The sequence below is a fragment of the Shimia aestuarii genome (assembly GCF_900114635.1).
GTDB classification, from domain to species: Bacteria; Pseudomonadota; Alphaproteobacteria; order Rhodobacterales; family Rhodobacteraceae; genus Shimia; species Shimia aestuarii.
On sequence record NZ_FOTQ01000002.1, the window covers coordinates 269,287 to 295,242 of the forward strand.

Consider the following 25,956-nt stretch of genomic DNA (forward strand, 5'->3'; position numbering starts at 1 on the left):
GGCGCGACACAGGACTGATTATGGAAAGCGTACTCTATCAGGCGACGATCTTCCTGATGACGGCGGTCATCGCCGTGCCCATTGCGGCCCGCCTAGGGCTGGGATCCGTGCTTGGCTACCTCGCTGCCGGCATCCTGATTGGCCCGGTCTTCGGCCTCGTCGGCACACATCAGGCCGACGATCTGCTGCACTATGCGGAATTCGGCGTGGTGATGATGCTGTTCCTGATCGGGCTTGAACTTGACCCGCGAGCGCTCTGGGCCATGCGAGACAAGCTTATCGGACTGGGCGGGCTGCAGATCGGCCTCACCGGGGGCGCTGTTGTCGTAGTGGCCATGGCGATGGGCATGACCTTCAACTCCTCGATTGCGATCGGCATGATCTTTGCCTTGTCCTCAACCGCGATCGTTCTGCAGACCCTTTCCGAAAAGGGGCTTATGCAAACGGGCGGCGGGCGATCCGCATTTTCCGTACTTCTGACACAAGATATCGCCGTTATTCCGATGCTCGCGATCCTGCCATTGTTTGCACTGACCGAAGTCCACCAGATCGCGGCAGATGGCTCGATCATTAAACCTAGCGCAACACATGCCGAGCACGGAATGTCCCTCGTCGAAGGGCTGCCCGGCTGGGGGGTGACCCTCGTGACCATCGGGGCGGTCTCGGTGATCGTGATTGGTGGAATGTTCCTCACTCGCCCTGTGTTCCGCTTCATCCATGCGGCCAAACTGCCCGAGATGTACACCGCACTCGCACTACTGATCGTGGTTGGCATTGCTCTCTTGATGGAACTGGTCGGCCTGTCGCCTGCGCTCGGCACCTTTCTGGCGGGGGTTCTGCTGGCGAACTCGGAGTTCCGGCACGAATTGGAAAGCGACATCGAACCTTTCAAGGGGCTCTTGCTGGGGCTGTTTTTCATCACGGTGGGCGCACAGATCGACTTTCAGGTTCTCGCCCGTTCTCCGACCCAGATCATCAGCCTTGCCGTGGGCATCATTGCTCTCAAGGCCGCAATCCTCTTCCTGATCGGGCGCGCTTTTGGCCTACGGCGACGCGACCTCTGGCTTTTCACGCTAAGTCTCGCCCAAGCCGGGGAATTCGGCTTTGTCCTGATCTCCTTTTCCTCGCAGCAGAACGTGTTGCCGGGCTGGGCCGCCGAAAGGCTCTTGCTGGTGGTGGCGCTGACCATGCTGATCACGCCCCTTCTCTTCATCCTCTATGACCTGCTTTCCAAGCATTTTGGCGACCATTCCGATGCCCCCGCGCCACAAGAGGACGAGATCGACGAACGCGGCCCTGTGATCATCGCTGGCATTGGGCGTTTCGGGCAGATCGTGAACCGCCTTGTACGCTCAGCCGGGTTCCAGACCGTGGTTCTCGACCATGACATCCGGACCATCGAGAACATGCGGCGCTTCGGGGTCAAAGGGTTCTTCGGCGACCCAACCCGTCCCGAAATCTTGCATGCTGCGGGCTTGGGTGAAGCACATGTCCTTGTCGTGGCGCTCGACAATCCCGAAGCAGCCCTGAAACTCGTGAAATATGTGCGCCGTGAACGGCCCGATATCCACATCGTCGCCCGCGCCCGCGACCGTGCGCAGGTGTTCCGCCTCTATCAGGCCGGGGCCGATGACATCGTGCGCGAAATGTTTGACAGCTCGTTACGTGCGGGGCGTTACGTGCTCGAAAACATGGGGCTCAACGAATACGAAGCCGCCCGAGCTGAACAGATCTTCTACAAACACGACCGGTATTCGGTGCAGGAACTTGCGGAACTCTGGCGTCCCGATATCCCTTCGGCGCAGAACGCGGCCTATGTCAAACGCGCCCGCGAGCTCGAAACCGAGCTCGAGGCGCGCCTATTGGCCCAGGACGAAGAGAAAGACGAACAGCACCCCTAGAGGCGCTTAGCCGTCCGAAACGCCCGCCTCGGCGAAGGTGGCCATGCCTGAATGGCAGGCCACCGCCGCCTTCAACACATTGATCGCCACCGCCGCGCCCGAAGCTTCACCCAGACGCATGTTGAGTTGTAGAACCGGCGCCTTGCCCAGCTTTTCGAGCACGGCGCCATGCGCCGCTTCAGCGCTCGCATGACCGGCAATTGCATGGTCCAGCGCCCCCGGTACCGCAGCCTCAAGGGTCGCGGCTGCCGCCGAGCAGATGAAACCGTCAAGAATTACCGGAATACGCAGGCTGCGGGCGCGTGCAATCGCCCCTGCCATCGCCGCCAGTTCGCGCCCGCCAAGGCATCGTAGCACCTCAAGCCCTTCCTTGCCGGAGTTGGCAGCCACACCTTCACGCACCACGCGTGCCTTGTTGGCAAGCCCAGCATCGTCCACGCCGGTGCCGCGGCCAACCCAATCCTCTGCCGCCCCGCCAAAAAGCGCATGCGCAATCGCCGCCGCCGAGGTCGTGTTTCCGATCCCCATCTCACCCACGACCAGCAGGTCAGCTTTTTCGTCCACCGCGTCCCAGCCGGTGGCCAGCGCCACGACAACCTCTTCCTCACTCATCGCAGGACCTTGCGTAAAATCTGCTGTCGGTGTGTCAAGTGACAGGGCATGCACATCAAGCGACGCCCCGGCCGCCTTGCTCAGCTGGTTGATCGCCGCGCCGCCATGCTGAAAGTTCAGCACCATCTGCTCGGTTACTTCGGCAGGAAAGGCCGACACTCCTTGTGCGGTCACGCCATGGTTGCCTGCGAACACGATCACCTGCGGCGCGTTGATCTCCGGGCGCGGATTGCCGCGCCAGCCCGCATACCAGATCGCCATGTCTTCCAGCCGCCCCAGCGCACCCGGTGGCTTGGTCAACTGCCCATTGCGCTCTTCCGCCTCGCCCTGCGCCTTCTGGTCAATGCCCGGTGCGGCCTGAAGCAGGTCACGAAACGCGGCAAGGGTGGAAAAGTCGGCAGACATGGCAAAGCTCCTGTTGATCTCTTTGGTTCTGCGCTGTTTACCTGATTGCCAACGCCCGACAAGGCAGGAAATAGACACACCCATGTCCAGACCCGACACCACGTTCAGCGCAGGCGATATTCTCACCGCCATTGCTCTCCTGTCCCGACTGCCGGTCCGTGCCGATTTTTCGCGCGGCGCGCAGGCGGCGTGGGCCTATCCGCTGACCGGAGCTGTGGTTGCGGCCCTTGCCGCCCTGCCGACGGCGCTTGCTCTAACGCTTGGGGTGCCGCCAACGCTTGCCGCGCTGGTCTGGCTTGCCGCCAACGCCATCCTGACCGGGGCCATGCATGAAGACGGCCTTTCGGACTGCGCCGATGGGTTCTGGGGAGGCTGGGAACGCGCCCGGCGTCTCGAGATCATGAAGGATAGCCGGATCGGTGCCTATGGCGTGATCGCTCTCTGCCTGTCTCTGGCCGCACGCTGGAGTGCGGTGGCAATCGTCCTGCAGTCCGCCGACTGGGTCTGGTCACTTGTTGCCGTTGCGATGCTATCGCGTGCGGCCATGCCCGCCCTGATGACCAGCCTGCCCCATGCCCGCGAAACGGGCCTCAGCCACGCACAGGGGCGCCCCGCCCCCCTGACCGCCCTTGCCGCCGCCCTGCTCGCCATGGGTGCCACGGTGGCTTTCGCTGGCCTCACAGCCCTTGTTCTGATCCCGCTTGTTCTTGTGGCCGCCATTGCCTGCCGCGCAATCGCCCAGCGCAAGATAGGTGGGCAAACCGGAGATGTGTTGGGGGCAACGCAGCAAATCTGCGAAATCACCTTGCTGTTCGCTTTGGCCTCCTGACGCTCAGACAAGCCCATCGGTCTCTATATGAATCGTGGCCCCACAATGTTTGCAATGCACCGCGTCGGGATCGTGCTTCATCAACCCGCAGCTCGGGCATTCGCACCGTACCTTGCGCGGCTGGAAAATGGCCTGTGCCAGCCGTACGAACAGCGCAACGCCAATCGCCATCACTGCGACAGAAAACAGCTTCCCGCCCGGCGTCTGCATGGTGATATCCCCGAACCCCGTCGTGGTCAGCGTTGCAACAGTGAAATAGAGCGCATCGATATAGGGCGTCTCGGTTGCCTCAAGATCTAGGAAAAACACCAGAATCGTCGTGGTTGTCACCATGATGAACACGAACAGGTTCACCGACGCGATCACCGTTTCCTCGTGATCTCGGAAAAACCGGCTGTCCCGGCGTAGATCGTTCATCAACTGGTAGGAGTGAATTAACCTGAGCCCCCGCAACACGCGCAGGAACGCGACATTGCCCGACAGGAACGGATCGAGGAACAGCGTCACGATCACCACGAGATCGGCCAGGGTATAGAGGTGCATGAAATGCGCCTTGCGATCCTCGGCGATCCACAACCGCGCCATGAAATCGGCCAGAATGAAAAGACCGACAAACTGGCTCAACCCGATCAGCCACGGGCCATGGGGCAGATGCGCCGTACCGATGAAAAAGAATATCGTGATCGCATCAAACAGGATCAACGCATAGCGAAAGCGCACCGACACGATGCTTTCGCCAGTATATAGTTCGCAAATTCTGTCTTTGAGAGTCTCCATCAGGAAACTAAACAGGCCCGGGTCAATTCGCGCAAGTATTTGGCGGCAAAGAAAAAGGCCGTCCCGGTACCGGGACGGCCAAAATCTGTGGCTGCGAACGGACTCAGGCCGCGCGCGAGACCAGCACTTCGTCTACCTGTTTGGCAGCGGCAACCTCGTCACCACCGGCCACGGCTGCCACTTCGCGCGTCAGACGTTCCAGCGCGGCTTCATAAAGCTGACGCTCAGAATAGCTCTGTTCACGCTGATCGTCGTTGCGGTGCAGGTCGCGCACCACTTCGGCAATCGCGATCAGGTCGCCCGAGTTGATCTTCTGTTCATACTCCTGAGCGCGGCGCGACCACATCGCCCGCTTGACCTTGGCCTTACCCTTCAGGGTTTTCATCGCCTGGCTCACCACATCCGGAGAGCTCAGTCCGCGCATTCCGATCTCGGTCGCCTTGTTGGTGGGCACCCGCAACGTCATCTTGTCTTTCTCGAACGAGATCACGAACAGTTCCAGCTCCATGCCGGCCACTTCCTGTTCCTCGATCGACACGATCTGACCCACACCATGGGCCGGATACACAACATAGTCATTCGGGCGGAATTCGTTCTTCTTGGCTTTCGTCATGCTATCCTTCCTAAGATACGCACCATTCAAACCAGACAAAAATACGCGCTCGGGAAACTGGGTTTTCCGAAACGGTATGTCCTCTGGTAATAAAAGCCACCCTTGGCAAAAGCGCAGGGATGGCTCGTAGGCAGTTATTTCCTTTGTAAAGGTAGTATAACACAAAAAACGCCCCCCTTAAAGCTTAACAGCCAAAGGAAGGGCATTATTCCATTTTTTTCAGCCTTTTAGAGGCTGTTCCGTAGTGCCAAAGGACGAGAAAAGGCGCGAATCGGTTAACTGACCTTAGGTCAGCCACCCTCGCCCGGCGCTTCCGAGAAGTACTTTTCCATCTTTCCGGGTTCACCATCCCGTTCATCCGCGTCAGGCAGCGGATCTTTCTTGGTGATGATCACCGGCCAGATTTCCGAATACTTGCGGTTGAACTCGACCCATTTCTCCATGTCCGGCTCGGTATCCGGGCGGATGGCGTCCGCAGGACACTCGGGTTCGCAAACACCACAGTCGATGCATTCATCAGGGTGAATCACGAGAAAGTTCTCGCCTTCATAAAAGCAATCCACCGGACAGACTTCGACGCAGTCGGTGTATTTGCAGGCAACGCAATTTTCAGTGACGATATAGGTCATGGCTCAGCTCATTCCCATCTGGTTTGACAGCCTGCCTAAATCAGCCTGCCCTAATCTTCAAGACGCGAAGCGCGCAAAGAAACAAGACTGCGACGATCTCGCTTGGTTGGGCGCCCTTTTTCCCCTGCACCCGGCGCGCGCGGAACGCTTTCCTGTTCCGGCGTCAAATCTTCATACAGGGTTTGCGCCTCGCTCGCGGGGCCACGCCGTTCTCCAAGCGCCAAAACCCGGATCACACGCACACGTCTGGCTTGGGGAAAGGTCAGCACGTCGCCAGCCATGACACCATGGCTGGCCTTGGAGACCTTGGCGCTATTGACCCTCACATGTCCGCCCGTCACCAGCTTGGCTGACAGGCTGCGGGTTTTGAAGAACCGGGCCTGCCAGAGCCACTTGTCAAGGCGTTGCTTCGGACTCGGCGCGCTCACGCCTCAGTCCTTGGACTTCAGCCCCATCAGCGCTGCGGCAAAGGGGTTGTTCGGGTCGATCTTGTCCTGCTTTGGCGGACGCGCCTGATACTGCTTTGTCCCGCCATCACGGCGCGGCCCCTTGCCCTTGGCGTTGCCACCCTTGGCCTGTGGTTTACCGCCTTTGCCACGCGGCGCACCTCCCTGGTCACGGCGCCCCTGACCACCGCGGCGCGGGCCACGGGTGCTCTGGCGGCCTGCCCAGGTGAAGGTGTAGTAAACCTCAATCTCTGGTACTTCCGGCTCTGCGGCTTCCACTTCGGGCGCGGCTTCTACAACCGCCACCTCGGCCGCTGTGTCTTCGGCGACCTCTGCCTCAGGGGCCGCTTCTGCCGAGACATCTTCTGTCTTTTCGGCCTCGGGCGCAGCTTCGGCCAAGATCTTGACCTTCTCGCGCTCACCCTTCTCGGCCTTGTAACCCAGCCCCTGCATCAGGTCGGCGAACTGTTCCAGCGTCATGCCGGTGATCGACAGCATGTCGGCCTTGGCCTCGAACCCGCCACGGCTGTCTTCAACCCGCAGCATGTCTGCAAGGCGTTCCAACATGTCGATACGGATCGCCCGCTCACCTGCTGCACGATAGCCCGACATTGCGTGATAGCCACGTGGCAGGCCCTGCCCAGACGGCACCGTCACCAGACCCGGGGGCGGCGCTTCGGGGAATTCCTGCAGGCCGTTGGCCAGCGACCACAGCACCAGACGCAAACGCGTTGGGGCGGGTTTCAGCAGCAGAGGCATAAAGATCGTGAACTGACCAAAGCGGATGCCATGCTTGCGCAGCGCGCCGCGCGCATCCTGATCCAGCTCCTTGACCTCATCGGCCACGTCCCCACGCGGGATGATCCCGAGGTTTTCAACCATGCGGAAGGCAAAACCCCGCGCCAGCCCGGTCAGCTCTTCGTCCCGGCTCAGGTTCAACAGCGGCTCGAACAGTGCGGCGACCTTGCGGTCGATGAAATGTTGCAGGCGGCGCTGCACCTTCTGCGCAACATCGACCCCGGCTTCCTCGTCGACAAACACATCGACCATCGGCTTCATCGGCTCTGCGCCCGCAACCAGCTTGCCGACGGCATGCTCGCCCCACATCAGGCCACCCTGCTCGGTAAAGTCGATTTCGGTATCGGGCGCGTTATAGAACCGGTCTGCCCGCAAATGGAATTGCGGCACCAGCGCCTGTAGCGCTGCCTGGCGCAGCGTCTTGGCCTCCTGCCCGGTTTCTGCCTTGTCCGCGCTGAAACGGAACCCCTCGAGCCGTCCGACGAATTCGCCCTCGACGGTCACTTCACCCTTGTCGTTTACCTCGGCCAAAAGGGCCTCCTTCTGTTTGAGCCGGCGCAGCAACACAGATGTGCGCCGGTCCACAAATCTTTGAGTCAGACGCTCATGTAACGCATCCGACAGGCGGTCTTCTACAGCGCGAGTCTCGCCGCGCCAATGGTTTTCGTCATTTACCCAGCCTTTGCGCTGCGCGACATATGTCCACGTGCGGATAAACGCCAATCTTTTCGACAACGTGTCAATGTCGCCATCTGTCCGGTCCAATCGCCGCACCTGCCGCGCCATCCAGTCATCCGGCACCCGGCCCCGTTCATGCAGATCACAAAAGATATTCTCAATCATGCTGGCATGTTCCGCATGGCTGATGCCCCGGAAATCGGGAATCCGGCACATGTCCCACAACAGTTTGACCGAAGCTCCGTCACTGGCCCGTGCGCGGATCTCCGCCTGTTTCTCCAGCGATTTGAGCGCCATCAGGTCATCTGCCTCACGCGCCCTCATCAAAAGCATGTCGTCCGACGACACCTCCAGCGACGAAATCAGCGCATCAATACTCCCGAAATCCAGCCGCGCATTGCGCCAGTTCAGCTTGCGGATGGGTGTGAAGCGGTGCTCCATGATCGCCTCGGCCACCTCATCGGGCAAAGCCGGTGCCTCTCCGGTCACACCAAAGGTGCCGTGGCTCATGCCGCGCCCCGCGCGCCCGGCGATCTGGGCCAACTCATTGGGCGCAAGCGGGCGCATACGCCGCCCGTCAAACTTGCTCAGCGACGAAAACGCGACATGATCAATATCAAGGTTCAGCCCCATGCCAATGGCATCAGTCGCGACAAGGAAATCAACATCCCCGTTTTGATACATTTCGACCTGCGCGTTGCGCGTACGCGGGCTAAGCGCGCCCATCACCACAGCCGCGCCGCCTTTCTGGCGTCTGATCAGCTCGGCGATGGCATAGACATTGTCGACCGAGAAGCCGACGATGGCCGAACGCGGCTGCATCCGCGAAATCTTGCGCGGCCCCGAATAGCTCAGCGTCGACATCCGCTCGCGCCGCACGAATTGCACCCCGGGCACCAGTTCTGCAATCACGCCGCGCATCGTATCCGAGCCAAGGAACAGCGTTTCCTGCGTTCCCCGCGCTCGCAACAGGCGATCCGTGAAGACATGACCGCGCTCTGGGTCGGCGCAAAGCTGGATCTCGTCGATGGCAAGGAAATCCGGGCCGATCCCCTCTGGCATCGCCTCGACGGTACAGACCCAGTATTGCGTGCGCGGCGGCACGATCCGCTCTTCACCCGTCACCAGAGCGACCACCGACGGGCCTCGCACGGCGACAATGCGGTCATACACCTCGCGCGCCAAAAGCCGCAGCGGCAGGCCGATCACCCCGGTCCGATATCCCAGCATCCGCTCGATGGCGTAATGCGTCTTGCCCGTATTGGTCGGACCCAGCACCGCCGTGATTTGCCGTTCGCCGGCCATGATCTGCTGCCTGTTCTGGTCGTTGCGCGTCTTAGAGCTCGCTGCCCCGAACCAGCGGCTCGAGTCGCGTCAGGGCCTCTGTTAGGCCCGGTTGATGGGGATGTATAGCCTTGACCTGCAGGTACGCTTCATAGGCATCCGCGTTGCGCCCCATGGAATCAAGGATCACCGCCAACCCCATGATCGACTCGAAGTGATCCGGGTTGAGCGCCAGCGCCTGTTCCAAATCCCCCACGGCCGGACCGTATAGGTCGAGCGCGAAATAGGCCCGCGCCCGTTCTGCCCAGCCCTGCGCGAACCCGGGGGCATGATCGACAAGCGCCGTGAAATGCTCAACCGCAGTTGCAGCATCCCCCAGCTCCATCGCTTTGCGCCCGCGTCGCAGAAGATAGTCCGCCGATGCCGACCCCGACAGGCTCCACGCCCGGCGCACCCGCTCGGCAATGGTTTCCGCCTGCCCCGGCTCGGCATCACGCAGTTGAAGCAACAACGCCGGAACATCCTCGTCCACAAGCGCGCCTTGCTGCGAAAAAACAACCGAGGGTTGCAAAAATATTGCGGACAGGCTACATGCCGTGACGACAGGTTTGAGATAACGCATTAAGTTGACCATAACGTAAATCATTGTAGCCTGTGCACGCATGAAACCCAAGATGTGCACGACAAAGTGAAGGATCAAGCACATGAGCGATATCGTATCGGCCGCCGTGGCCGCCCTGCAAGAAAAACTGAGCGGTGACGCGTTCGACGGCTCCGCCAAGTTCGAGATTGAAGGCGAAGGCGCCATCGTGATCGACTCGGACGGCGTGCGCGCCTCGGATGAAGACACCGACGTGACCCTGTCGGCCGACGTCGAAACATTCCAGTCGATTCTTGACGGCGAACTGAACCCCACCGCCGCCTTCATGTCCGGCAAGCTGACCGTCGACGGCGACATGGGCGCCGCCATGCGTCTGGGCTCGGTTCTCGCCTGATGCACCTGCGCGACGCCCCCTTCTATCATGACGTCGCCGACGGCCCCGAAGCACGGGCCTGGTGGTTGCATTGCGAAGATGGCGTGCGCATTCGCATGGCCTATTGGGCCAATGAAGATGCGCGGGGGACAGTCTTCCTGTTCCCCGGTCGCACCGAATATATCGAGAAATACGGACGCTCCGCACAGGATCTTGCCACCCGCGGATACGCGCAGGTATCGGTCGACTGGCGCGGGCAGGGTCTGGCAGACCGCCTGATCGATGACCGCCGCTCCGGCTATGTCCAGAACTTCACCGACTACCAACAGGACGTGGCCGCAATTCTCGAAGCCGCCGAACAGTTGGACTGCCCCAAACCGTGGTATGTCGTGGCCCATTCCATGGGCGGCTGCATCGGCTTGCGCGCGCTGATGGAAGGCATGCCGGTCAATGCTGCCGCCTTTTCCGGGCCGATGTTCGGCATTCAGCTATCCGCCCTCATGCGCCCCGCCGCCTGGGCCATGTCTTGGGCAAGTTCCCGCACGGGTCAGGGACATCGCTATGCGCCCGGTACCAGCGCTCAAACCTATGTGCTCGATGCCCCTTTCGAGGGCAACACCCTGACCACCGATCCCGATATGTATCGCTACATGCAGGATCAGATGCACGCCTATCCCGACCTCGCGCTTGGCGGACCCAGCCTGCACTGGCTGCACGAGGCGCTGCGGGAAACCAAGACCCTGCGCACACAGCCCTCTCCGGACTATCCCTGCATCACCTTCCTGGGAGACGCCGAAAAGATCGTCGATTCCGCCGCCGTTCACGACCGCATGCAGCGCTGGCCCAACGGACGTCTCGAGCTCGTCCCCGGCGGCGAACATGAAGTGCTGATGGAAACGCAGGCCAAGCGCGATGTCATTTTCGACCAGATCCGCGACCTGTTTGACGCCCACAGCTGATCCCGGCTTACTTTTTCCCCAAATACCCTGGGGGAGTCGCAGTTTGTCAGTGACGGGGGCAACGCTCCCTTGCCCCTTGAACCTACCGCGCCCCTCTGCCTATCTGTCACGAAACAGTTGCCTGAACAGGAGCCCTTCATGCTGCACCTTCCCTTCCCCGTCCGTGACGCCAACCCGACCAGCGGTTCGGAGGGACTGGGCAACCTGCCCGAATGGAACCTGAGCGACCTCTACAACGGCGACGACGCGCCCGAGCTTCTGGCCGATCTCGAGTGGCTCGAATCCGAATGCGCCGCCTTTGCCGCCGACTACGAAGGCAAGCTGGCCGAACTCTCCGCGGCCGATCTTTTGACCTGCGTGCAGCGCAACGAGAAGATTTCGCAGGTTTCGGGGCGCATCATGTCCTATGCGGGCCTGCGTTATTACCAGCTCACCACCGATGCCGAACGCGCGCAATTCATGGCCAACTGTCAGGAAAAACTGACGAATTTCTCGACGCCATTGGTGTTTTTCACACTCGAACTCAATCGGCTCGAAGACGAAAAACTCAGCGCGGCATTTGCGGAAAACGCCGGTCTCGCCCGGTATGAACCAGTCTTCCGCCGCATCCGCGCCATGAAGCCCTATCAGCTTTCGGACGAGCTTGAACGATTCTTGCACGACCTCGGAGTGGTTGGCGACGCGTGGGAGCGTCTGTTTGACGAAACCATCGCCGGGCTGACCTTCGAAGTGGAAGGCGAGGAATACAATATCGAAGGCACGCTCAACTTCCTCACCGATCCCAACCGCGACAAACGTGAAGCAGCGGCCCATGAACTGGCGCGCGTCTTCAGCGACAACATCAAGATCTTCTCCCGCGTGCACAACACTGCCGCCAAGGAAAAGGAGGTCGTCGACCGCTGGCGCAACATGCCGACTGCCCAAACCGGGCGCCACTTGTCCAATGACGTCGAGCCCGAGGTGGTTGAGGCCCTGCGCGACGCCGTGGTCGCCGCCTACCCCAAGCTTTCGCACCGCTATTACGAGCTGAAACGCAAATGGCTGGGTCTGGACCGCATGCAGGTCTGGGACCGCAACGCCCCCTTGCCGATGGAAGACCCGCGCACAATCTCGTGGGACGAGGCGCGCAAGATGGTCATGGACGCCTACACAGCCTTTGACCCGCGCATGGGTGAATTGGCCGAGCCCTTCTTTGACAAGGGCTGGATCGACGCCGCCGTGAAACCTGGCAAGGCCCCCGGTGCCTTTGCCCACCCGACCGTGACCAATGTCCACCCCTACGTGATGCTGAATTACCTCGGCAAACCGCGCGACGTGATGACTCTCGCACACGAACTGGGCCATGGCGTGCACCAGGTCCTTGCTGCCGAGCAAGGCGAGATGCTGTCGTCCACCCCGCTGACGCTGGCCGAAACCGCGTCCGTGTTCGGTGAGATGCTGACCTTCCGCAAGATGCTGGAGACTGCTGAAACCACCGAACAGCGCAAGGTTATGTTGGCGGGCAAGGTCGAGGACATGATCAACACCGTGGTGCGCCAGATCGCGTTCTATGATTTCGAATGCAAACTGCACGCCGCGCGCCGCGAAAGCGAACTGACCCCGGACGACATCAACGCGCTCTGGATGTCGGTTCAGGCCGAAAGCCTCGGTGAAGCCTTCGATTTCATGGAAGGCTATGAAACTTTCTGGGCCTATATCCCGCATTTCGTGCACTCGCCCTTCTACGTCTACGCCTATGCCTTTGGCGACGGGCTGGTGAACGCGCTCTATGCTGTCTACGCAGAGGGGGGCGAAGGCTTTGAAGACAAGTATTTCGACATGCTCAAGGCAGGAGGCTCCAAGCACCACAAGGAATTGCTGGCCCCCTTCGGCCTCGACGCCTCCGATCCTAAATTCTGGGACAAGGGCCTGTCGATGATCTCGGATATGATCGACGAATTGGAAGCGATGGAAGCCTAAGACTCCAATCGCATATGCCTGGTGGCAAGTGCATTGCACAAATTGACCGAAATTGTCATGCCGGACAGGTTGAAATACCTGTCCGGTTTTTGCTTAATGACCGTCGCTTCTGAAAATGCCGCACCCTCTTCATTTTGAACCCATTCCGCTCTTTCCTCATCTGGCTTCTGGCCCCTTTGCCCCGCCTTCACGGCGCCCCTCTTCGCTTTCGAAAAAAACTCGACGCCCGCCATCACGGCACAGATTACTACGCCGGAACCATCACCACGGCGGACAAGCTCATGTCGAGCGAGCGCACTCCGCTGCCCGCACTCGTCTACCATGATTTTCGATTCACCTGGAAAGGTCAGGAGTATCGCCTCTACTGGAACGATCGTTTAAGAGCCCACGCACCGCGCCACCTTGCTCACCCCTACCCGGTCTGGATCGATCCGTGGGACCTCTCCACGGTCTGGTTCCTGACCAGTGAATGCAAAGTGACCCCTGTGCGCCAGGAGGAGGAAGAGGATGAGCCCGAAGAAGGTCCACTGGTGGCCATCGACGTGCACTATGACGGCGACAAGAGCGCCACCGCCGCCGCGGTTCTCTTCACGCATTGGCAAGCGGAGACCGCTTTCGACACAATTACGACAACTGTCTCGCCCATCGCTCCTTACGAACCGGGCGCTTTTTACAAACGCGAACTGCCTTGCATCCTCGCTCTTCTCGAAAAGATGGAAACGCCGCCCTGCGTTGTCGTTATCGATGGCTATGTCACCCTCGGACCCAACGCAGTCGATGGCCTCGGCATGCACCTCTACCGGGCATTGAATGAGGAAATTCCTGTCATCGGTGTCGCCAAAAACCGGTTCAAGGACACGCCTCAAGATGCGGAATTGCGACGCGGGGAAAGCAAACATCCGCTCTACGTGACAGCTGTTGGCGTCTCACAAGACAGCGCCAAGACCTTCATACGCTGGATGCACGGGGCGCACCGGATGCCCACCCTTCTTACGGCTGTTGATCGTCTGTGTCGCGACGGGACTACTTCAACTGGCTGTCCTTCGACCCCCGCCGATTGATCCCGCCCCGTGCCTTGAACGCGTTGTCGCGCTCCTGCATGCAGTCGATGCACAGCTTCACGCCGGGGATGGCCTTGCGCCGTGCCTCGGGGATTTCCTCTTCACATTCGGCACAATGGGTCAGGCTCTCGCCCACGGGCGCCTTGCGCGTCTTCATCCGCGCCAACTCGTCGTTGATCGATGCCTCGATCTGCTCACTCACCGCGCCATCGCGCGCCCAGCCTCCGGCCATGACGGTCTCCCTTCAGGATAAAAGGTAGTGCGCAGCCGGGGTTTGGGCAACGGGGTGGGCGGGCGGGCGTTGGCCAAACCCGGCACCGACACCGAATTTTTACACTGCCGTCGCCAGCACGTCGTCAATCATCGCCTGCGTGCCGCGCGCCTGCTCAAGCGTCCAGTCGAACGGCACCCCGTCCAATAAGGTCCGAACAAAGGCCTCGACCTGCAGAACATACTGATTCACCCCCGGGAACCGTTCGATCACGACACTCTTGTCATTCCGCGCAAGGCGCAGTTCCGCCTGATCGAACACCCCGGCATTGAACGGACATGTCAGGCTCAACACCGCCTTGTCCCCATGGAAGTGCACCTCCTGGCGCGGGGCCATTCGGGTCGAGACATAGCCCTGAAACCCGAATCCCGGAAACCGGAACGCCATCTCGGCAACAAGGTCGATCCCCCCCTGCATCGAAAGCCGTGCGTGATCCAGCTGCTCCGGTTCCTGCCCGGTCGCAAAGCGTGTCCCGCCCAGAATGTAGACACCGATATCGCGCAGCCCCCCACCCCCGGCAGTGGCCTGGTTGCGGATATTGCCTGCGTCGTCATTGAAATAACTGAACACCGCGTTGACCTGAATCAGCTCGCCGACTGCGCCCTCTGCCAGCAAGTGCTGCGCGCGTTTCCACTGCGGATGATGCACGATCATGAACGCTTCGGCCGCCAGCATCCCCGTCCGATCCCGTACAGCGATCAGCCGGTCGATCTCGTGCACTTCCATGCCAACGGGCTTTTCGCACAACACCGCCTTTCCTGCCTCCAGAGCCCGGATCGACCACTCCACATGAAGGTGGTTCGGCAGCGGAATGTAAACCGCATCAATCTCGGGATCGGCCAGCAAAGCCTCATAGCTCTCATGCACCCGCAGCCCCGGCGCGAAAGCCTGAAACCCTTTCGCCTTGTCGCTGTTCCGGGTCGCCAGCGCCGCAAGCTCTGCCCCCTTGGCCGCGTGAATGGCCGGTGCCATGTGATTCAGGGCAAATTGCGCGGCCCCAAGGACGCCCCACCGCACGATATCTTTTGACATGTCCTCGCCTATCCCCCGTTGCCGCGCACCAGTTCAAACCCGGTCGCTTCGATCCGCCGCACAGCCTGACCGGCCACATCCGCACGTCCCGCATCGACGCAATTCCGGCAAAAATACCAATAAAGATACTTGGCATAGACCCGTCCCGCCGGGGCCTTGCCCAAGAGGGCGATCAATTCGTCAGGTGCGCGCGCCGTGTCCGCAATGTGGTGGAAATCCGTCTGTCCACACAGGATCACCGGCTTGCGATGCATGTAGGCTTCGATCCCCACGGCCGAGTTGATGGTCACGACCCGCACGCAGGCCGAAAGAATGTCGTGAATGTTGCCCTGGCTGATCACCAGCCGGGGGTGACGCGCCTGAACCTCAAGCAAGCGGACAAAAACCGCCTCCTCCATCTCGCGCGGATGCGGTTTCACGACAACGGGCCCGGGCCATCCAAGCAGCGTGGCCTCCAGCATCTGCCAGCGATCCATGAAACAGGTCTCGTCAACGCCGCGATGCCCCTCGCTCTGAAAGAACACCGCGACGGCATTCTCCGGTATGTCCTCGCGGTCCTCGGGCTGCGCATAGCGCGACTGGCGCTGTTCGGCCCATCGGCCACGAAGCTTGCCCAAAAACGCCCTCGCCTTGTCGCCATCCACCTTATGCGCGCGGAACGGCATGTCCGCGATCGAGGAATGAGCCCGGATGCCCTGCGGATCAAGGTTCCAGAACGGATAGACATATGCCACGCCCGCATTGAGCGCCCTCGGATGCACGACGCGGCGATGATTGAAGATATGAAAATCCCGGTCCCCGGCAATCCGGGACTGCGGGTCGGACGCATCCACCTCTTCCAGCGTACACCGGATTCCCAGTTCCTCGAACCCATGTTGCAGCTTGTGATAAAACGGCGGCATCTCGCTGCGATCAAGCAGCCAGCCTTCCGGCAAGTGCAAAACCACCCCGCCGCTATTCATCACCGACCTCGCAATCCCACGCCAACAAAAAGCCTCTCCCGCCCGTTGCGGAAGAGGCTATGTGTTTTCGAACAAGCTGCCAAGCCGTCAGGCCGAGGTCAGCATCCCGCGCGACGCCGCCAGTTCGCGCATCCGCTTCTGCAGCTTCTCGAAAGCGCGCACTTCGATCTGGCGAATACGCTCGCGGCTCACGTCGTACTGACCACTCAGCTCTTCAAGGGTCACGGCATTGTCCATCAGGCGGCGCTGAGTAAGGATGTCCTTTTCACGGTCGTTAAGTACTTCCATTGCCTCGGCCAGCAACTCGCGCCGCGCGGCAAGCTCGTCGCGCGCCTCGTAGTCCGACGCCTGGTCTGCGCTTTCATCCTCAAGCCAGTCCTGCCATTCCATCGAGCCTTCGCCGTCGCTGCCGACCTGGGCATTGAGCGACGCATCCCCGCCCGACATGCGACGGTTCATCGACACGACTTCGTCTTCGGTGACCCCAAGGTCGTGGGCGATCCGCGCCACGTTGTCGGGGTGCAAATCACCCTCTTCCAGCGCGCCGATCCGGGCCTTGGCCTTGCGCAAGTTGAAGAAAAGCTTCTTCTGCGCGCTGGTTGTGCCCAGCTTTACCAATGACCACGACCGCAGGATGTACTCCTGAATGCTCGCGCGGATCCACCACATGGCATAGGTTGCAAGCCGGAAGCCCTTTTCCGGATCGAACCTCTTGACCGCCTGCATCAGGCCTACGTTTGCCTCCGAGATCACCTCAGCCTGCGGCAGGCCATAGCCGCGATAGCCCATGGCGATCTTGGCGGCCAACCGCAGGTGGGAGGTGACCATCTTATGCGCCGACGCTGCGTCCTGTTCCTCGACCCAGCGCTTGGCCAGCATGTATTCTTCTTCCGGTTCCAGCAGGGGGAACTTGCGGATTTCCTGAAGGTACCGATTAAGCCCGCCCTCTGGTGTCGGAGCGGGAAGATTCGCATAGTTGCTCAAAGCTCTCGGCCTCCCAATGTTTATTCCCTTAACATGGATTTAGTGAGCGCTAACGCCCATTCAAGTCGTCTTGCGTTAATTTCCTGTTAATTCTATCGCCGGATTGCTCTCTCCCCCACACCCCAAGAGAAAAATCACGCACTTGTGTAAGAGCTGACGCATCATGGGCCCGGTATTGCCAAAATGCTACCCTTCCGCTGCCCTTTTGGTGTTGCAGGTATTTCTTCGGGTTCACGGGCGCAAATGCGCCTTTGATAAGGTCAAAACAGCGGCCAAAGCGCCGATCTCGGGCAGGAGACAGACATGAAACCCCATTTGGGCGCCCTTCTGGGGCTTTTGATTGCATCCAGCGCAGCCGCCGAAGGGTTGGGACCGGATCGAATCTACATTCCGCTGGCGTCGCATCATTACAATCTCACACCGCCCAATCCCGGACAGAACAGCTGGAATGAATTCAATCCGGGGCTCGTTTTCACATGGGAAAACCGCTTTGTCACGCTTGACTACAGCGTGGGCGCCTATCTCAACAGCTACGAAAAGATTTCTCCCATGGTATCCGTGGGCAAGTTCTGGGACGTCGGAAAAGTCGCTTTTGGCGGAGTACTGAGTTTCGTCGACTACGGCAGCAATGCCCGCCATTTCGACGTCACGCTGGGCAACAGCAATATCACCATCCTGCCCGCCATCCAGATCAACTACAAAAACGCCTTCCTTCAGGTCGTTCCGGCTCCGCAATTCCAGGGTGAATCCGGCGCCGTGTTCGGCGTCGGGGCGACTTTTGCCCTCGGGCAATAACGCGCCCCGCACCCGGAAACGCCTCAGCGACCCCGCTCACCCCCAAGCGCAACAAGCAGGTCCGACATGTCTTGCGGCATCGGCGCTTCGAAACGCAACGACTCGCCCGTGACAGGATGCTCGAACCCGAGAACAGCCGCGTGCAGCGCCTGGCGCGCAAAGCTGCGCGCCGCCAGCGCACCACCTGTCCCGATCGCCTTTTCCGCCAGCTTGCGCCGCCGGCCATAGACCGGATCCCCGATCAACCCGTGTCCGGCATGAGCCATATGCACCCGGATCTGGTGCGTGCGTCCGGTTTCCAGCCAGCATTCCACCAGCGCGGCCACCGCCGGTTGCCCCAGCGGCTCCACGATCCGCACCCGCGTCACCGCATGCCGCCCGCCCTCGAACAGAACCGCCTGCCGCTGACGGTCGGTCTTGTGGCGAGCAAGGTGCGTGTTGATGCGCATGATATTACCGGGTTCGAAACTCACGCCCCGCACCCCCCGCAGGCGCGGATCGTTGGCGTCGGGCACACCGTAACAGATCGCCCGGTAATAGCGCTCGACACTGTGCGCCTCGAACTGCGCTGCAAGCCCCTGATGCGCCGGGTCGGACTTCGCCACCACCAGAAGGCCGCTGGTGTCCTTGTCGATACGGTGCACGATACCCGGACGTTTCATGCCACCCACGCCCGAAAGTTTGTCGCCGCAATGATGCATGAGAGCATTGACCAGCGTGCCATTCGGCGTACCGGGTGCCGGATGCACGACCATGCCCGCAGGTTTGTTGATGACGATCAGGTCGTCATCCTCGAACACCACATTCAAAGCGATATCCTCGGGGCCGATGTGGCTCTCCTCAGCCTGCGGCACCGAGATTTCCACTGTGTCGCCCTCCGTAATCCCGGCCTTGGGATTACTGATAACCACCCCATTCACGCGCACCGCCCCCTCCGCGATCAACCGCGCCAGCCGCGTCCGGGACAGGGACGCCGCCTCTGGCACATCGCGCGAAAGCGCCTTATCAAGGCGCTTGGGCGGGTTCTCCGCAATCTCGAAAGATACAAGGGCATCGGACATGGATCAGTCTCCGGAACCGGTCGAACCGGCCAATCTGAAGGTCCTGCGCCTCATGGTGACGGGGCTGACAGGGGTGATGATTGTCGGGCTTGTAGTGGTGGTTGCCCTGATTGTCATCCGTTTCCGTGACAGCGGCCCGGTCCTTCCCGAAGACATCACCCTGCCTGACGGCGCACGCGCCCACGCGGTCACGGCGGCCGAAGGGTGGTTTGCGGTGGTGACGGATGATGACCGCATCCTGATCTTTGACCGCATCACCGGCGCACTTCGACAGGAAATCGAGGTGAAATAGGGGCGCTGTCCCATCGCGGCAAGACCGCGATTCCCCGAGATATTTTTAAGTAAAGAAAGACAGGAGCCTGAATACGGCTTCTGTGCCTCAGCCGTGAAAATCAGCCAGATAGATGGGCACAGGATTGGTGTATCCTTTGATACTCCATGGGGGGATGTTCACTGATGGCAAGATCGGCATCCGCCAGGTCCGACGTCGCGCGATCCACCAGAACCTGCCAAGGTCCCGCCTTGCCGCAAAGTCGCGTGGCAAGGTTTACCGTAGATCACAACACCGAATAATCCATCCGCGAGCGCGCTCCCATCGCCCCCAGAACCACGTGGCCCAAGGCTTTGCTCCCCACGGCCAGCTTCTGGCAAAACCCTGATCCGAAACCAGCATCGGAATATCCGAGTCTTCGAGGCTGAGTTGCAACGCCACGACCCCTTCAAGCTGCTCCATTCCCAGCGTCAGAAGCGGCACTTTCTGAGCCATGTCGAGATCAGGATTATCGACCCCCGACCGGATCACCATCAATGGCAACGCCAGCGCCCCTGATAATAGCTGCCAAACACGCCCCGCGCCTCGGCCGCACCCCCGGTGAGGTCCTCTTTGGCTGCGCTTTTTCAACTGGTCCCGGGTAATCTGGACAAGGTTATGACCAACCTGCGACAGCGGCACCACTGCCACCAGTGCAGCGAACAGGAAGAACTTGAGCGGAAGTGAAAAGCGCATCAGTTTTGAGACAGCTGCCGGAAGCGCGCGATGATCCGCGCCGTATCCGTGGCCACACCACAGGCCAGCCCCGTACTGTCGCGCGCCGCCACCGTAACGGATTACTCTCCGGCGCTGGCAAAGCGACGCCGCGCCACCGCACCGGCAACATTGGTCAGATCACCGAAATCCCAGCTGATCAACAGGCCCTGCCCGTCCGGGTCGCGTGCGGCGCTGGCGTCAAAGCGCAGAATGACATGTGCCGCCCCGACCGGGGTTTCCCTGTCCGGCCCTGCATCCACCGCGGGCGCGCATCCAGCCCTGCTGCCGCACTGCCGATCAGCACCGGCACCGCGATCAAGCCCACTACACTGGCCGCGCGCCCTATTCGTTTTCCAGTCGCAGGGCCAAACGTTCCTGCACTCCCGCCAAAATGCGTGTTCAAAAAGCTTTTAAGGTTTTCATCCGCTAGCTTGCATCGTTCGGCAAATGCGACAATTTGGTAAGTTTTTCACGACTGCCGCTTCTCGAGAAACATTGACGAAAACAAAAGCCCAAGGCTCGGACCATTGGGTCAGAATTGGAAAAAAACTCCGCAAAAACCTGCACTTTATCAAAGCACAGATGTCGTCCCGACGGGGTGGCTGTTCCGCATTTTGTAGGAATGGTACCGCCTCCCCGGCTTGAACGGGGGACCTCTGGATCCACAATCCAGCGCTCTAACCAACTGAGCTAAGGCGGCACTGTTCGGGCGATTTATCGCCCCCCGCGCGCGAATGCAAGCACCTAAAATGCGATTTCCCAAGTTTGTTCGACCAGATCGACCCCGAAAGAGCGCACCGGCTTTGAAGACGTCACTTGCCAACCGTGCCCGGCATAAAGCGCACAGGCCGCGCGATGACTTTCATGCGTCCAGAGCCGCATGCCGCGATACCCTTTGTCTCGGGCAAACGCCATGCAGGTGCTCAGAAGCTTACGCCCCAACCCCAGCCCACGCGCTTCTGGCAACACAAGAAACAGGCGCAGCTTGGCTTGCCCCGACTGCGGCCCTCGGACACAGAAAACACTGCCCAGCCGTGCGCCCGCACGCTCGGCAATCCAGCTGCTTTCGCACGCCGGGTCATGCGATTGCAGATAGTCCTGCAGGATATCGCGCACCAGCGGACCGAAGGTTTCATCAAACCCCTCGTCCTGCGCATAAAGCCGGGCATGGGCCTCGACCAGCCATTCCAGATCTCCCGCTTCAAACGGGCGCAACACGATATCGCTCTCGGACATGACACTTCCGCACTTCTTGCCAATCCCACGCTTTCACGCTACCCGAAAGTCAGTCACAGGAGAACCGTTATGGGCATCAACACCGAACGCGATATCGAGGCCAATCTTCAGATCGGACCGACCGACCAGGGGTTCGTGCGGATCTTTGTCGAAGCGGACGGGATCGAGATCCCCATGGATTTCGACCCTGACGAAGCCCGCGAAATCGCCGAAGAAATCCTCGCCGCGATTGCCGCCGCCGAAAAAGTCGGGATGTAAAACCACCGGACTCGGGGCGCTGCCCCAACGCGGCGCGGCCGCGATTCCCCGGGATATTTCTGGCAAAAGGAAAACAAGGGCGCGTTACGCGTCATCCGGCAGAGCTGGCAGTCTGGGATCGCGGAACCGATGCAAGCGGCGGGCCGCGTCCATGGCAAATTTTTGAATCAGTTTCTTGCGCCGCGCGGTGGCCAGCTTGTCTTCGGGCCCCATGCGGATGATCTCGGCATCATAGGCATCGGCCATGATCAACCCGGTCCCTTCGGGCAAAAGATCGGTGGGAAAAGCGATATCCACCGCCCAGAAATAGCGGTCACACCACTCCAGATAGCCCTGCCATTTTGAATCCGTCTGGAAATCGGCACGGCTGGATTTGCATTCGACCACCCATAGTTCTCCCTTTGGACCAAGCGCCATCACATCCACGCGCAATCCCCGCGCCGGAACGAATTCCTCGATCGACACAAAGCCGTGGCTGCGCAGGTGGCGGCTGACACCGCGCGCCAGAAGCTGTCCGGGTTGCAAGTCCTGATCCATTTCCCATTGGTGAACAATTCATGAACAAAAGGCAAGCCCCGCATGTCGCAAACGGGCCAGAAACACGTGCCGGACGGCCTAGGCTGGTGCTGTTCAGACAGGAGACACCATGGCCCGCCGCCCTCGTCGCCAGCCAACGCCGCTTGTTCAGGATCGCCCTGAGTGGCGGCAGCTGCGTCACCCGTTTGCACCGCATGCACTGTTTTCGGATGACGAGATCGCCGGAATCCACGCCATGGCGTTGCGCCTTTTGGAAGAGCTGGGGCTGTCGATCCTGCTGAAAGAGGCGCGCGATATCCTTGCAATAGGTGGCGCGAGTGTCGAAGAAGATATGGTTTTCATCGGGCGCGACATGGTCGAGGCCGCCATAGCCTCGGCCCCCGCGTCTTTCCGTCTGTGTTGTGCCAATCCCCTGCGAGATCTCCAAATGGAAAACGGCGCGCTTCTGTTCGGCCCCGGCTCGGGCTGTCCAAACGCCTCGGACCGTATCCATGGCAGGCGTCCCGGCACCCAGGCCGATTTCGAAAACGCGGTGCGCCTAACCCAGAGCCTTGACGTTTTGCACACGCTTGGCCCTTGCTGCGAACCCCAGGACATCCCCGTGCATCTGCGCCACTATGTGCTGATGCAGTCCCAGCTGACCCTGTCAGACAAGTTCCCCTTCATCTACGGGCGCGGGCGCGCGCAGGTCGAGGACGGGTTCGCGATGATCCGCACCGCGTTGGACCTTGATGAAGAGACCTTCCTCAACAACGCATGGGTCGAGACCGTGGTGAACACCAATTCGCCCCGCCTGATCGACAGGCCCATGGCGCAGGCGCTGATCGACTTTGCCCGCGCGGGACAGGTGGTGGTGATCACGCCCTTCTGCCTTTCCGGCGCCATGGCCCCTATCACCGTCGCCGGAGCCCTCGTCCTGCAACATGCCGAAGCGCTTGGCGCTCTTGTGTTGAACCAGCTGGCCTGCCCCGGCGCCCCTGCTGTAATCGGCGGTTTCGGGTCCAACGTGGACATGAAATCGGGTGCCCCGGCCTTTGGCACGCCGGAACATGTGCAAATGTCGATTGGAACCGGGCAACTCGCCCGACATGTCGGCCTCCCGTGGCGCGGCGCGGCCGGAGCGGCCAGCAACACCGCCGACATGCAGGCCGCCGGCGAGACCCACATGTCGCTCTGGGGCAATCTGATGGCCAATGCCGGCATGGTCAAACATGCTGCGGGCTGGCTCGAAGGCGGGCTGACATTCGGCTTTGAGAAGTTCATCAACGATGTCGAGGCGCTGCAAACAATTGCCACGCTCTGCACCCAACCTGACACCAGCGCCGACTCACTCGGCTGGGACGCGCTGAACGAGGTCGCACCGGGCGGCCACTTCTTTGCAACAGCCCAAACCATGAACCGCTATGAAACCGCCTTTTACCAGCCGCTTGTTGCGGATCTCTCCAACCACGGCGCATGGGAAAAGAATGGCAGCCTGCGCTCGGACGAGCGCGCCACCGCAATCTGGCAACAGATACTCAAGGATTTCACCCCCCCACCGGGAAGCACCGAACGCGCCGCACGGCTGGAGCCATTCATCGCCCGGCGTCGCGCCGAGGGGGGCGCGCCGATTCTCGACTGACGCCCCTTGTGCGGCGCACGCACCCCGACTAGATAAGTCTTTGGCGGGTTCTGCCCTTCTCGTGATACGGTTGCATTCCGGTGGCCTTAAGCAATTCCGAGGGAGCTGGCTCTGTTCAGGTCCTGGCCTGATTACCTGGCGCCCACCTGTATATACAGGTCCTCGGGAATGAGATAACCCCACGGCTGCGTTTGCGGGCCCGCCACTTCCCCTTTGCGTTTTGACGGTTGTTTTCGCTTTCGCGATGCCTAGCTTGAACAGGCAAACGCACAGAGATGATCACCGTGCCCACACTTGTCTTTTTCCTGAGTCTCCTGGTTGCGATTGGCGTTGGCCAACAATTCTGGACCCGTCGCCAGCATCGAAAAAGCCTTTTCACCACCCCTCTTTCCCAGGATGCACGCGACATCGTCGCCGCGCAGGTTCCGCTGACCCGCAAGCTTCCGCCCGACATTCGCGTCAGGTTCGAAGGCAAGATGAACGCCTTTCTGGACCAGGTAGATTTCATCGGCTGCAACGGACTGGAGGTCAGCGAGGAAATGCGCCTCTCCATCGCCGCGCAAGCCTGCCTGCTGATCGCCAATACTGACACGTGGTACCGACACCTGACCACGATCCTGATCTACCCCGGTGCCTTCAAATCCCGCCAGGTCCGTCAACATGGCTTTGTCGTGACGGAACGCGAAATCGTGCAAACCGGGGAAAGTTGGTCACGCGGGCCGGTGGTGCTCTCTTGGGCACATACCCAGCACGGCGCGCTGGATGACACCGATGGACATAATGTGGTGCTGCACGAATTTGCCCACCAGATCGACGACCTGTCCGGGAATACAGACGGTGTGCCCAATCTCGATCCCGCGCAAAGCTATACCGCCTGGGAGCGCGCCTTTCTCCCGGCCTACAACGCGCATGTCAAAAAGGTGATGGCCGGACATCGCACTGTTCTTGACCCTTATGGGGCCGAGGGACACGAGGAGTTCTTTGCCGTCGCCGTTGAAGCTTTTTTTGAAACCCCGGTCACTCTCAAACAGGGCGAGCCGGACATCTACAAACAACTCTCCTTGTTGTTCCGCCTTGATCCCGCGACGTGGAACGCGCCTTGAGACGCAGTCGGGTCCGCAAATCGTATTCAATCCAGCCTTGCACCTCGCCACGTTTGGGCACACGTTCTGGGCACCCCACGCCAACTGCGAGCCAAGCGACATGTTTTCCCGTGACCACCTCACCTTTGAGCCGATCCCCTTGCCCGACCACATCGACCTGAGCGATCCGGAAATGCGGGCAGCTTCCCAAGCCTTCTTCGACACCATGTCCAAACGCCACACGGTGCGCGATTTTGAGACGACACCCATTCCGCGTGACGTGATCGAAACCTGCATCGCTACAGCAGGCCGCGCCCCGTCTGGCGCCAATCACCAGCCATGGTCCTTTGCCGCGATTTCCAACCCCAAGCTCAAGGCGCGCATCCGTGCCGAAGCCGAAGAAGAAGAGCGCCGGTTTTACGCAGGCGGTGCAGGTGATGAATGGATCAAGGCGCTGGAACCGATCGGCACCAACGACCAGAAACCCCACCTGACCGATGCCCCGTGGTTGATCGTGGTCTTTGCCCAGCGCTATGGCGAATTCGAGGACGGCACCCGCTACAAGAACTACTACGTGCCCGAGAGCGTCGGGATTGCCTGCGGCTTCCTGATTGCGGCCCTGCATCACGCGGGCCTTTCGGTGCTCACCCACACGCCCAATCCGATGAAATTTCTCAACGGCACGTTGGAGCGTCCGGCTTCCGAGAAACCGATCATGATCCTTGCCGTCGGGCGCGCGGCGCAACACGCGACCATCCCGACCGTGGCCAAGATCAAGAAGCCCCTGTCGGAAATCCTGTCTGTCTGGGAATGATCACCGCCGCTTGGCTGCTACCTTAACCGGCGCCATCTCGCGTGGCATCACCGGCAGGTCATCTCGCTTTCCGCCGCCCGGCGTGTCGTCCCCAGCCATGCGCATGATCGTGATCCCGAACTGCACCCCCGCAAAGACGATGCCGTTGAAAACCCAAAGCATCACGACCGCCACGATACCGCCCGAGGTTGTGCTCACCAGGTGCCAGAGGTTGCCCACATTGACGTAAAGCAGCAATCCCACGAACAGGGCCGACAATCCGAACCCGGCGATAACTTGCGTGATGTAAAGGCGAATGAGCTTGGGCATGACAACGACTCCGCTGGAACAGGATCAATGATATTCCAGTAG

At 60.6% G+C, this 25,956-nt stretch carries 29 protein-coding genes and 1 tRNA gene; 12 read left to right on the plus strand and 18 right to left on the minus strand.

The genetic code is table 11. The features are described from left to right. Window positions 1-20: 20 nt before the first annotated feature. The gene (locus BMZ35_RS08990; protein ID WP_093093143.1) at window positions 21-1,901 is read left to right on the plus strand and encodes a cation:proton antiporter domain-containing protein; all 1,881 of its coding nucleotides are present in this window, start codon (window positions 21-23) and stop codon (window positions 1,899-1,901) included. Between the two features lie 6 nt (window positions 1,902-1,907). Here the strand turns inward: BMZ35_RS08990 and cobT are convergent, their stop codons facing one another. Continuing rightward, window positions 1,908-2,918, minus strand: a complete 1,011-nt coding sequence (gene cobT / locus BMZ35_RS08995) for a nicotinate-nucleotide--dimethylbenzimidazole phosphoribosyltransferase (protein WP_093093145.1) — start codon at window positions 2,916-2,918, stop codon at window positions 1,908-1,910. Window positions 2,919-3,000: 82 nt separating this feature from the next. Here cobT and cobS point away from each other — a divergent pair, with 82 nt between their 5' ends. Continuing rightward, a complete protein-coding gene (gene cobS / locus BMZ35_RS09000) occupies window positions 3,001-3,747 on the plus strand; it encodes an adenosylcobinamide-GDP ribazoletransferase (protein ID WP_093093147.1) in 747 nt (248 codons plus the stop codon). 3 nt (window positions 3,748-3,750) lie between these two features. Here cobS and BMZ35_RS09005 read toward each other — a convergent pair whose 3' ends face one another. From BMZ35_RS09005 to BMZ35_RS09030, 6 genes are all read right to left on the minus strand, one after another. Continuing rightward, window positions 3,751-4,524, minus strand: coding sequence for a potassium channel family protein (locus tag BMZ35_RS09005; protein ID WP_093093148.1), 774 nt, complete (start codon window positions 4,522-4,524; stop codon window positions 3,751-3,753). 103 nt (window positions 4,525-4,627) lie between these two features. Beyond that, complete coding sequence (locus BMZ35_RS09010) at window positions 4,628-5,137, minus strand: CarD family transcriptional regulator (RefSeq protein WP_093093150.1); 510 nt, start codon at window positions 5,135-5,137, stop codon at window positions 4,628-4,630. Between the two features lie 290 nt (window positions 5,138-5,427). Next, window positions 5,428-5,766: a ferredoxin FdxA gene (fdxA, locus tag BMZ35_RS09015; protein WP_093093152.1), complete on the minus strand. Its 339-nt coding sequence runs from the start codon at window positions 5,764-5,766 to the stop codon at window positions 5,428-5,430. 50 nt (window positions 5,767-5,816) lie between these two features. Continuing rightward, the gene (locus BMZ35_RS09020) at window positions 5,817-6,194 is read right to left on the minus strand and encodes an RNA-binding S4 domain-containing protein (RefSeq protein WP_093093154.1); all 378 of its coding nucleotides are present in this window, start codon (window positions 6,192-6,194) and stop codon (window positions 5,817-5,819) included. A 3-nt stretch (window positions 6,195-6,197) separates the two neighbouring features. Further along, entirely contained in the window at window positions 6,198-8,993 is a 2,796-nt protein-coding gene (locus BMZ35_RS09025) for a helicase-related protein (protein WP_093093156.1), read from the minus strand. A 31-nt stretch (window positions 8,994-9,024) separates the two neighbouring features. Beyond that, entirely contained in the window at window positions 9,025-9,636 is a 612-nt protein-coding gene (locus BMZ35_RS09030; protein WP_242654745.1) for a tetratricopeptide repeat protein, read from the minus strand. Between the two features lie 40 nt (window positions 9,637-9,676). Here BMZ35_RS09030 and BMZ35_RS09035 point away from each other — a divergent pair, with 40 nt between their 5' ends. The 4 genes from BMZ35_RS09035 (at window position 9,677) to BMZ35_RS09050 (ending at window position 13,925) form a co-directional block, all read left to right on the plus strand. Continuing rightward, the gene (locus BMZ35_RS09035) at window positions 9,677-9,967 is read left to right on the plus strand and encodes an SCP2 sterol-binding domain-containing protein (protein WP_093093158.1); all 291 of its coding nucleotides are present in this window, start codon (window positions 9,677-9,679) and stop codon (window positions 9,965-9,967) included. Then, entirely contained in the window at window positions 9,967-10,905 is a 939-nt protein-coding gene (locus tag BMZ35_RS09040) for an alpha/beta fold hydrolase (protein ID WP_093093160.1), read from the plus strand. The genes BMZ35_RS09035 and BMZ35_RS09040 overlap by 1 nt, the downstream gene beginning before the upstream one ends. Before the next feature lie 138 nt (window positions 10,906-11,043). Further along, window positions 11,044-12,864, plus strand: a complete 1,821-nt coding sequence (locus tag BMZ35_RS09045; RefSeq protein WP_093093162.1) for a M3 family oligoendopeptidase — start codon at window positions 11,044-11,046, stop codon at window positions 12,862-12,864. 134 nt (window positions 12,865-12,998) lie between these two features. Then, window positions 12,999-13,925, plus strand: coding sequence for an endonuclease V (locus BMZ35_RS09050; RefSeq protein ID WP_207502940.1), 927 nt, complete (start codon window positions 12,999-13,001; stop codon window positions 13,923-13,925). Here the strand turns inward: BMZ35_RS09050 and BMZ35_RS09055 are convergent. The 4 genes from BMZ35_RS09055 to rpoH all read right to left on the minus strand — a co-directional run bounded on the left by BMZ35_RS09055 (window position 13,888) and on the right by rpoH (window position 17,174). Then, window positions 13,888-14,157, minus strand: coding sequence for a DksA/TraR family C4-type zinc finger protein (locus tag BMZ35_RS09055; RefSeq protein WP_093093164.1), 270 nt, complete (start codon window positions 14,155-14,157; stop codon window positions 13,888-13,890). The two genes, BMZ35_RS09050 and BMZ35_RS09055, sit on opposite strands and share 38 nt — an antisense overlap. A 99-nt stretch (window positions 14,158-14,256) precedes the next feature. Continuing rightward, window positions 14,257-15,228 (minus strand): Gfo/Idh/MocA family protein, encoded by a 972-nt coding sequence (locus BMZ35_RS09060; RefSeq protein WP_093093166.1) that lies wholly within the window; start codon window positions 15,226-15,228, stop codon window positions 14,257-14,259. 8 nt (window positions 15,229-15,236) lie between these two features. After that, on the minus strand, window positions 15,237-16,190 hold the full coding sequence (locus BMZ35_RS09065; protein ID WP_093093168.1) for a capsular polysaccharide export protein, LipB/KpsS family: 954 nt from the start codon (window positions 16,188-16,190) through the stop codon (window positions 15,237-15,239). An 87-nt stretch (window positions 16,191-16,277) separates the two neighbouring features. Beyond that, a complete protein-coding gene (rpoH, locus tag BMZ35_RS09070) occupies window positions 16,278-17,174 on the minus strand; it encodes an RNA polymerase sigma factor RpoH (protein ID WP_093093170.1) in 897 nt (298 codons plus the stop codon). Between the two features lie 303 nt (window positions 17,175-17,477). Here rpoH and BMZ35_RS09075 point away from each other — a divergent pair, with 303 nt between their 5' ends. Beyond that, window positions 17,478-17,969 carry a hypothetical protein gene (locus tag BMZ35_RS09075; RefSeq protein WP_093093172.1) on the plus strand — a complete coding sequence of 164 codons (492 nt, stop codon included), beginning with the start codon at window positions 17,478-17,480 and terminating at the stop codon, window positions 17,967-17,969. 23 nt (window positions 17,970-17,992) lie between these two features. Here BMZ35_RS09075 and BMZ35_RS09080 read toward each other — a convergent pair whose 3' ends face one another. Beyond that, on the minus strand, window positions 17,993-19,030 hold the full coding sequence (locus tag BMZ35_RS09080) for an RluA family pseudouridine synthase (RefSeq protein ID WP_093093174.1): 1,038 nt from the start codon (window positions 19,028-19,030) through the stop codon (window positions 17,993-17,995). Between BMZ35_RS09080 and BMZ35_RS09085 the strand changes: the two genes are divergently transcribed. Further along, on the plus strand, window positions 19,029-19,322 hold the full coding sequence (locus BMZ35_RS09085; RefSeq protein WP_093093176.1) for a DUF6476 family protein: 294 nt from the start codon (window positions 19,029-19,031) through the stop codon (window positions 19,320-19,322). The genes BMZ35_RS09080 and BMZ35_RS09085 overlap by 2 nt on opposite strands. 255 nt (window positions 19,323-19,577) lie before the next feature. Here BMZ35_RS09085 and BMZ35_RS09090 read toward each other — a convergent pair whose 3' ends face one another. From BMZ35_RS09090 to BMZ35_RS09105, 4 genes are all read right to left on the minus strand, one after another. Next, window positions 19,578-20,036: a hypothetical protein gene (locus tag BMZ35_RS09090; protein WP_093093178.1), complete on the minus strand. Its 459-nt coding sequence runs from the start codon at window positions 20,034-20,036 to the stop codon at window positions 19,578-19,580. 101 nt (window positions 20,037-20,137) lie between these two features. Next, the gene (locus BMZ35_RS09095; RefSeq protein WP_093093179.1) at window positions 20,138-20,317 is read right to left on the minus strand and encodes a PKD domain-containing protein; all 180 of its coding nucleotides are present in this window, start codon (window positions 20,315-20,317) and stop codon (window positions 20,138-20,140) included. Window positions 20,318-20,680: 363 nt separating this feature from the next. Continuing rightward, window positions 20,681-20,757: transfer RNA gene (locus BMZ35_RS09100), tRNA-His, on the minus strand. A 44-nt stretch (window positions 20,758-20,801) separates the two neighbouring features. Beyond that, the gene (locus BMZ35_RS09105; RefSeq protein WP_093093181.1) at window positions 20,802-21,293 is read right to left on the minus strand and encodes a GNAT family N-acetyltransferase; all 492 of its coding nucleotides are present in this window, start codon (window positions 21,291-21,293) and stop codon (window positions 20,802-20,804) included. A 69-nt stretch (window positions 21,294-21,362) separates the two neighbouring features. On the opposite strand from BMZ35_RS09105, the gene BMZ35_RS09110 reads away from it, so the two are divergent. After that, window positions 21,363-21,551, plus strand: a complete 189-nt coding sequence (locus BMZ35_RS09110; protein ID WP_093093183.1) for a DUF6324 family protein — start codon at window positions 21,363-21,365, stop codon at window positions 21,549-21,551. 84 nt (window positions 21,552-21,635) lie between these two features. On the opposite strand, the gene BMZ35_RS09115 is transcribed toward BMZ35_RS09110, so the two are convergent. Next, entirely contained in the window at window positions 21,636-22,088 is a 453-nt protein-coding gene (locus BMZ35_RS09115) for an MmcB family DNA repair protein (RefSeq protein WP_093093185.1), read from the minus strand. A gap of 109 nt (window positions 22,089-22,197) precedes the next feature. On the opposite strand from BMZ35_RS09115, the gene BMZ35_RS09120 reads away from it, so the two are divergent. From BMZ35_RS09120 to BMZ35_RS09130, 3 genes are all read left to right on the plus strand, one after another. After that, window positions 22,198-23,709, plus strand: a complete 1,512-nt coding sequence (locus BMZ35_RS09120; RefSeq protein ID WP_093093187.1) for a trimethylamine methyltransferase family protein — start codon at window positions 22,198-22,200, stop codon at window positions 23,707-23,709. Window positions 23,710-23,984: 275 nt separating this feature from the next. After that, window positions 23,985-24,812 (plus strand): M90 family metallopeptidase, encoded by an 828-nt coding sequence (locus BMZ35_RS09125; protein WP_093093188.1) that lies wholly within the window; start codon window positions 23,985-23,987, stop codon window positions 24,810-24,812. A 100-nt stretch (window positions 24,813-24,912) separates the two neighbouring features. Beyond that, on the plus strand, window positions 24,913-25,605 hold the full coding sequence (locus BMZ35_RS09130) for a nitroreductase family protein (RefSeq protein WP_093093190.1): 693 nt from the start codon (window positions 24,913-24,915) through the stop codon (window positions 25,603-25,605). Here BMZ35_RS09130 and BMZ35_RS09135 read toward each other — a convergent pair whose 3' ends face one another. Next, complete coding sequence (locus BMZ35_RS09135) at window positions 25,606-25,914, minus strand: hypothetical protein (protein WP_093093191.1); 309 nt, start codon at window positions 25,912-25,914, stop codon at window positions 25,606-25,608. Window positions 25,915-25,956: the final 42 nt, after the last annotated feature.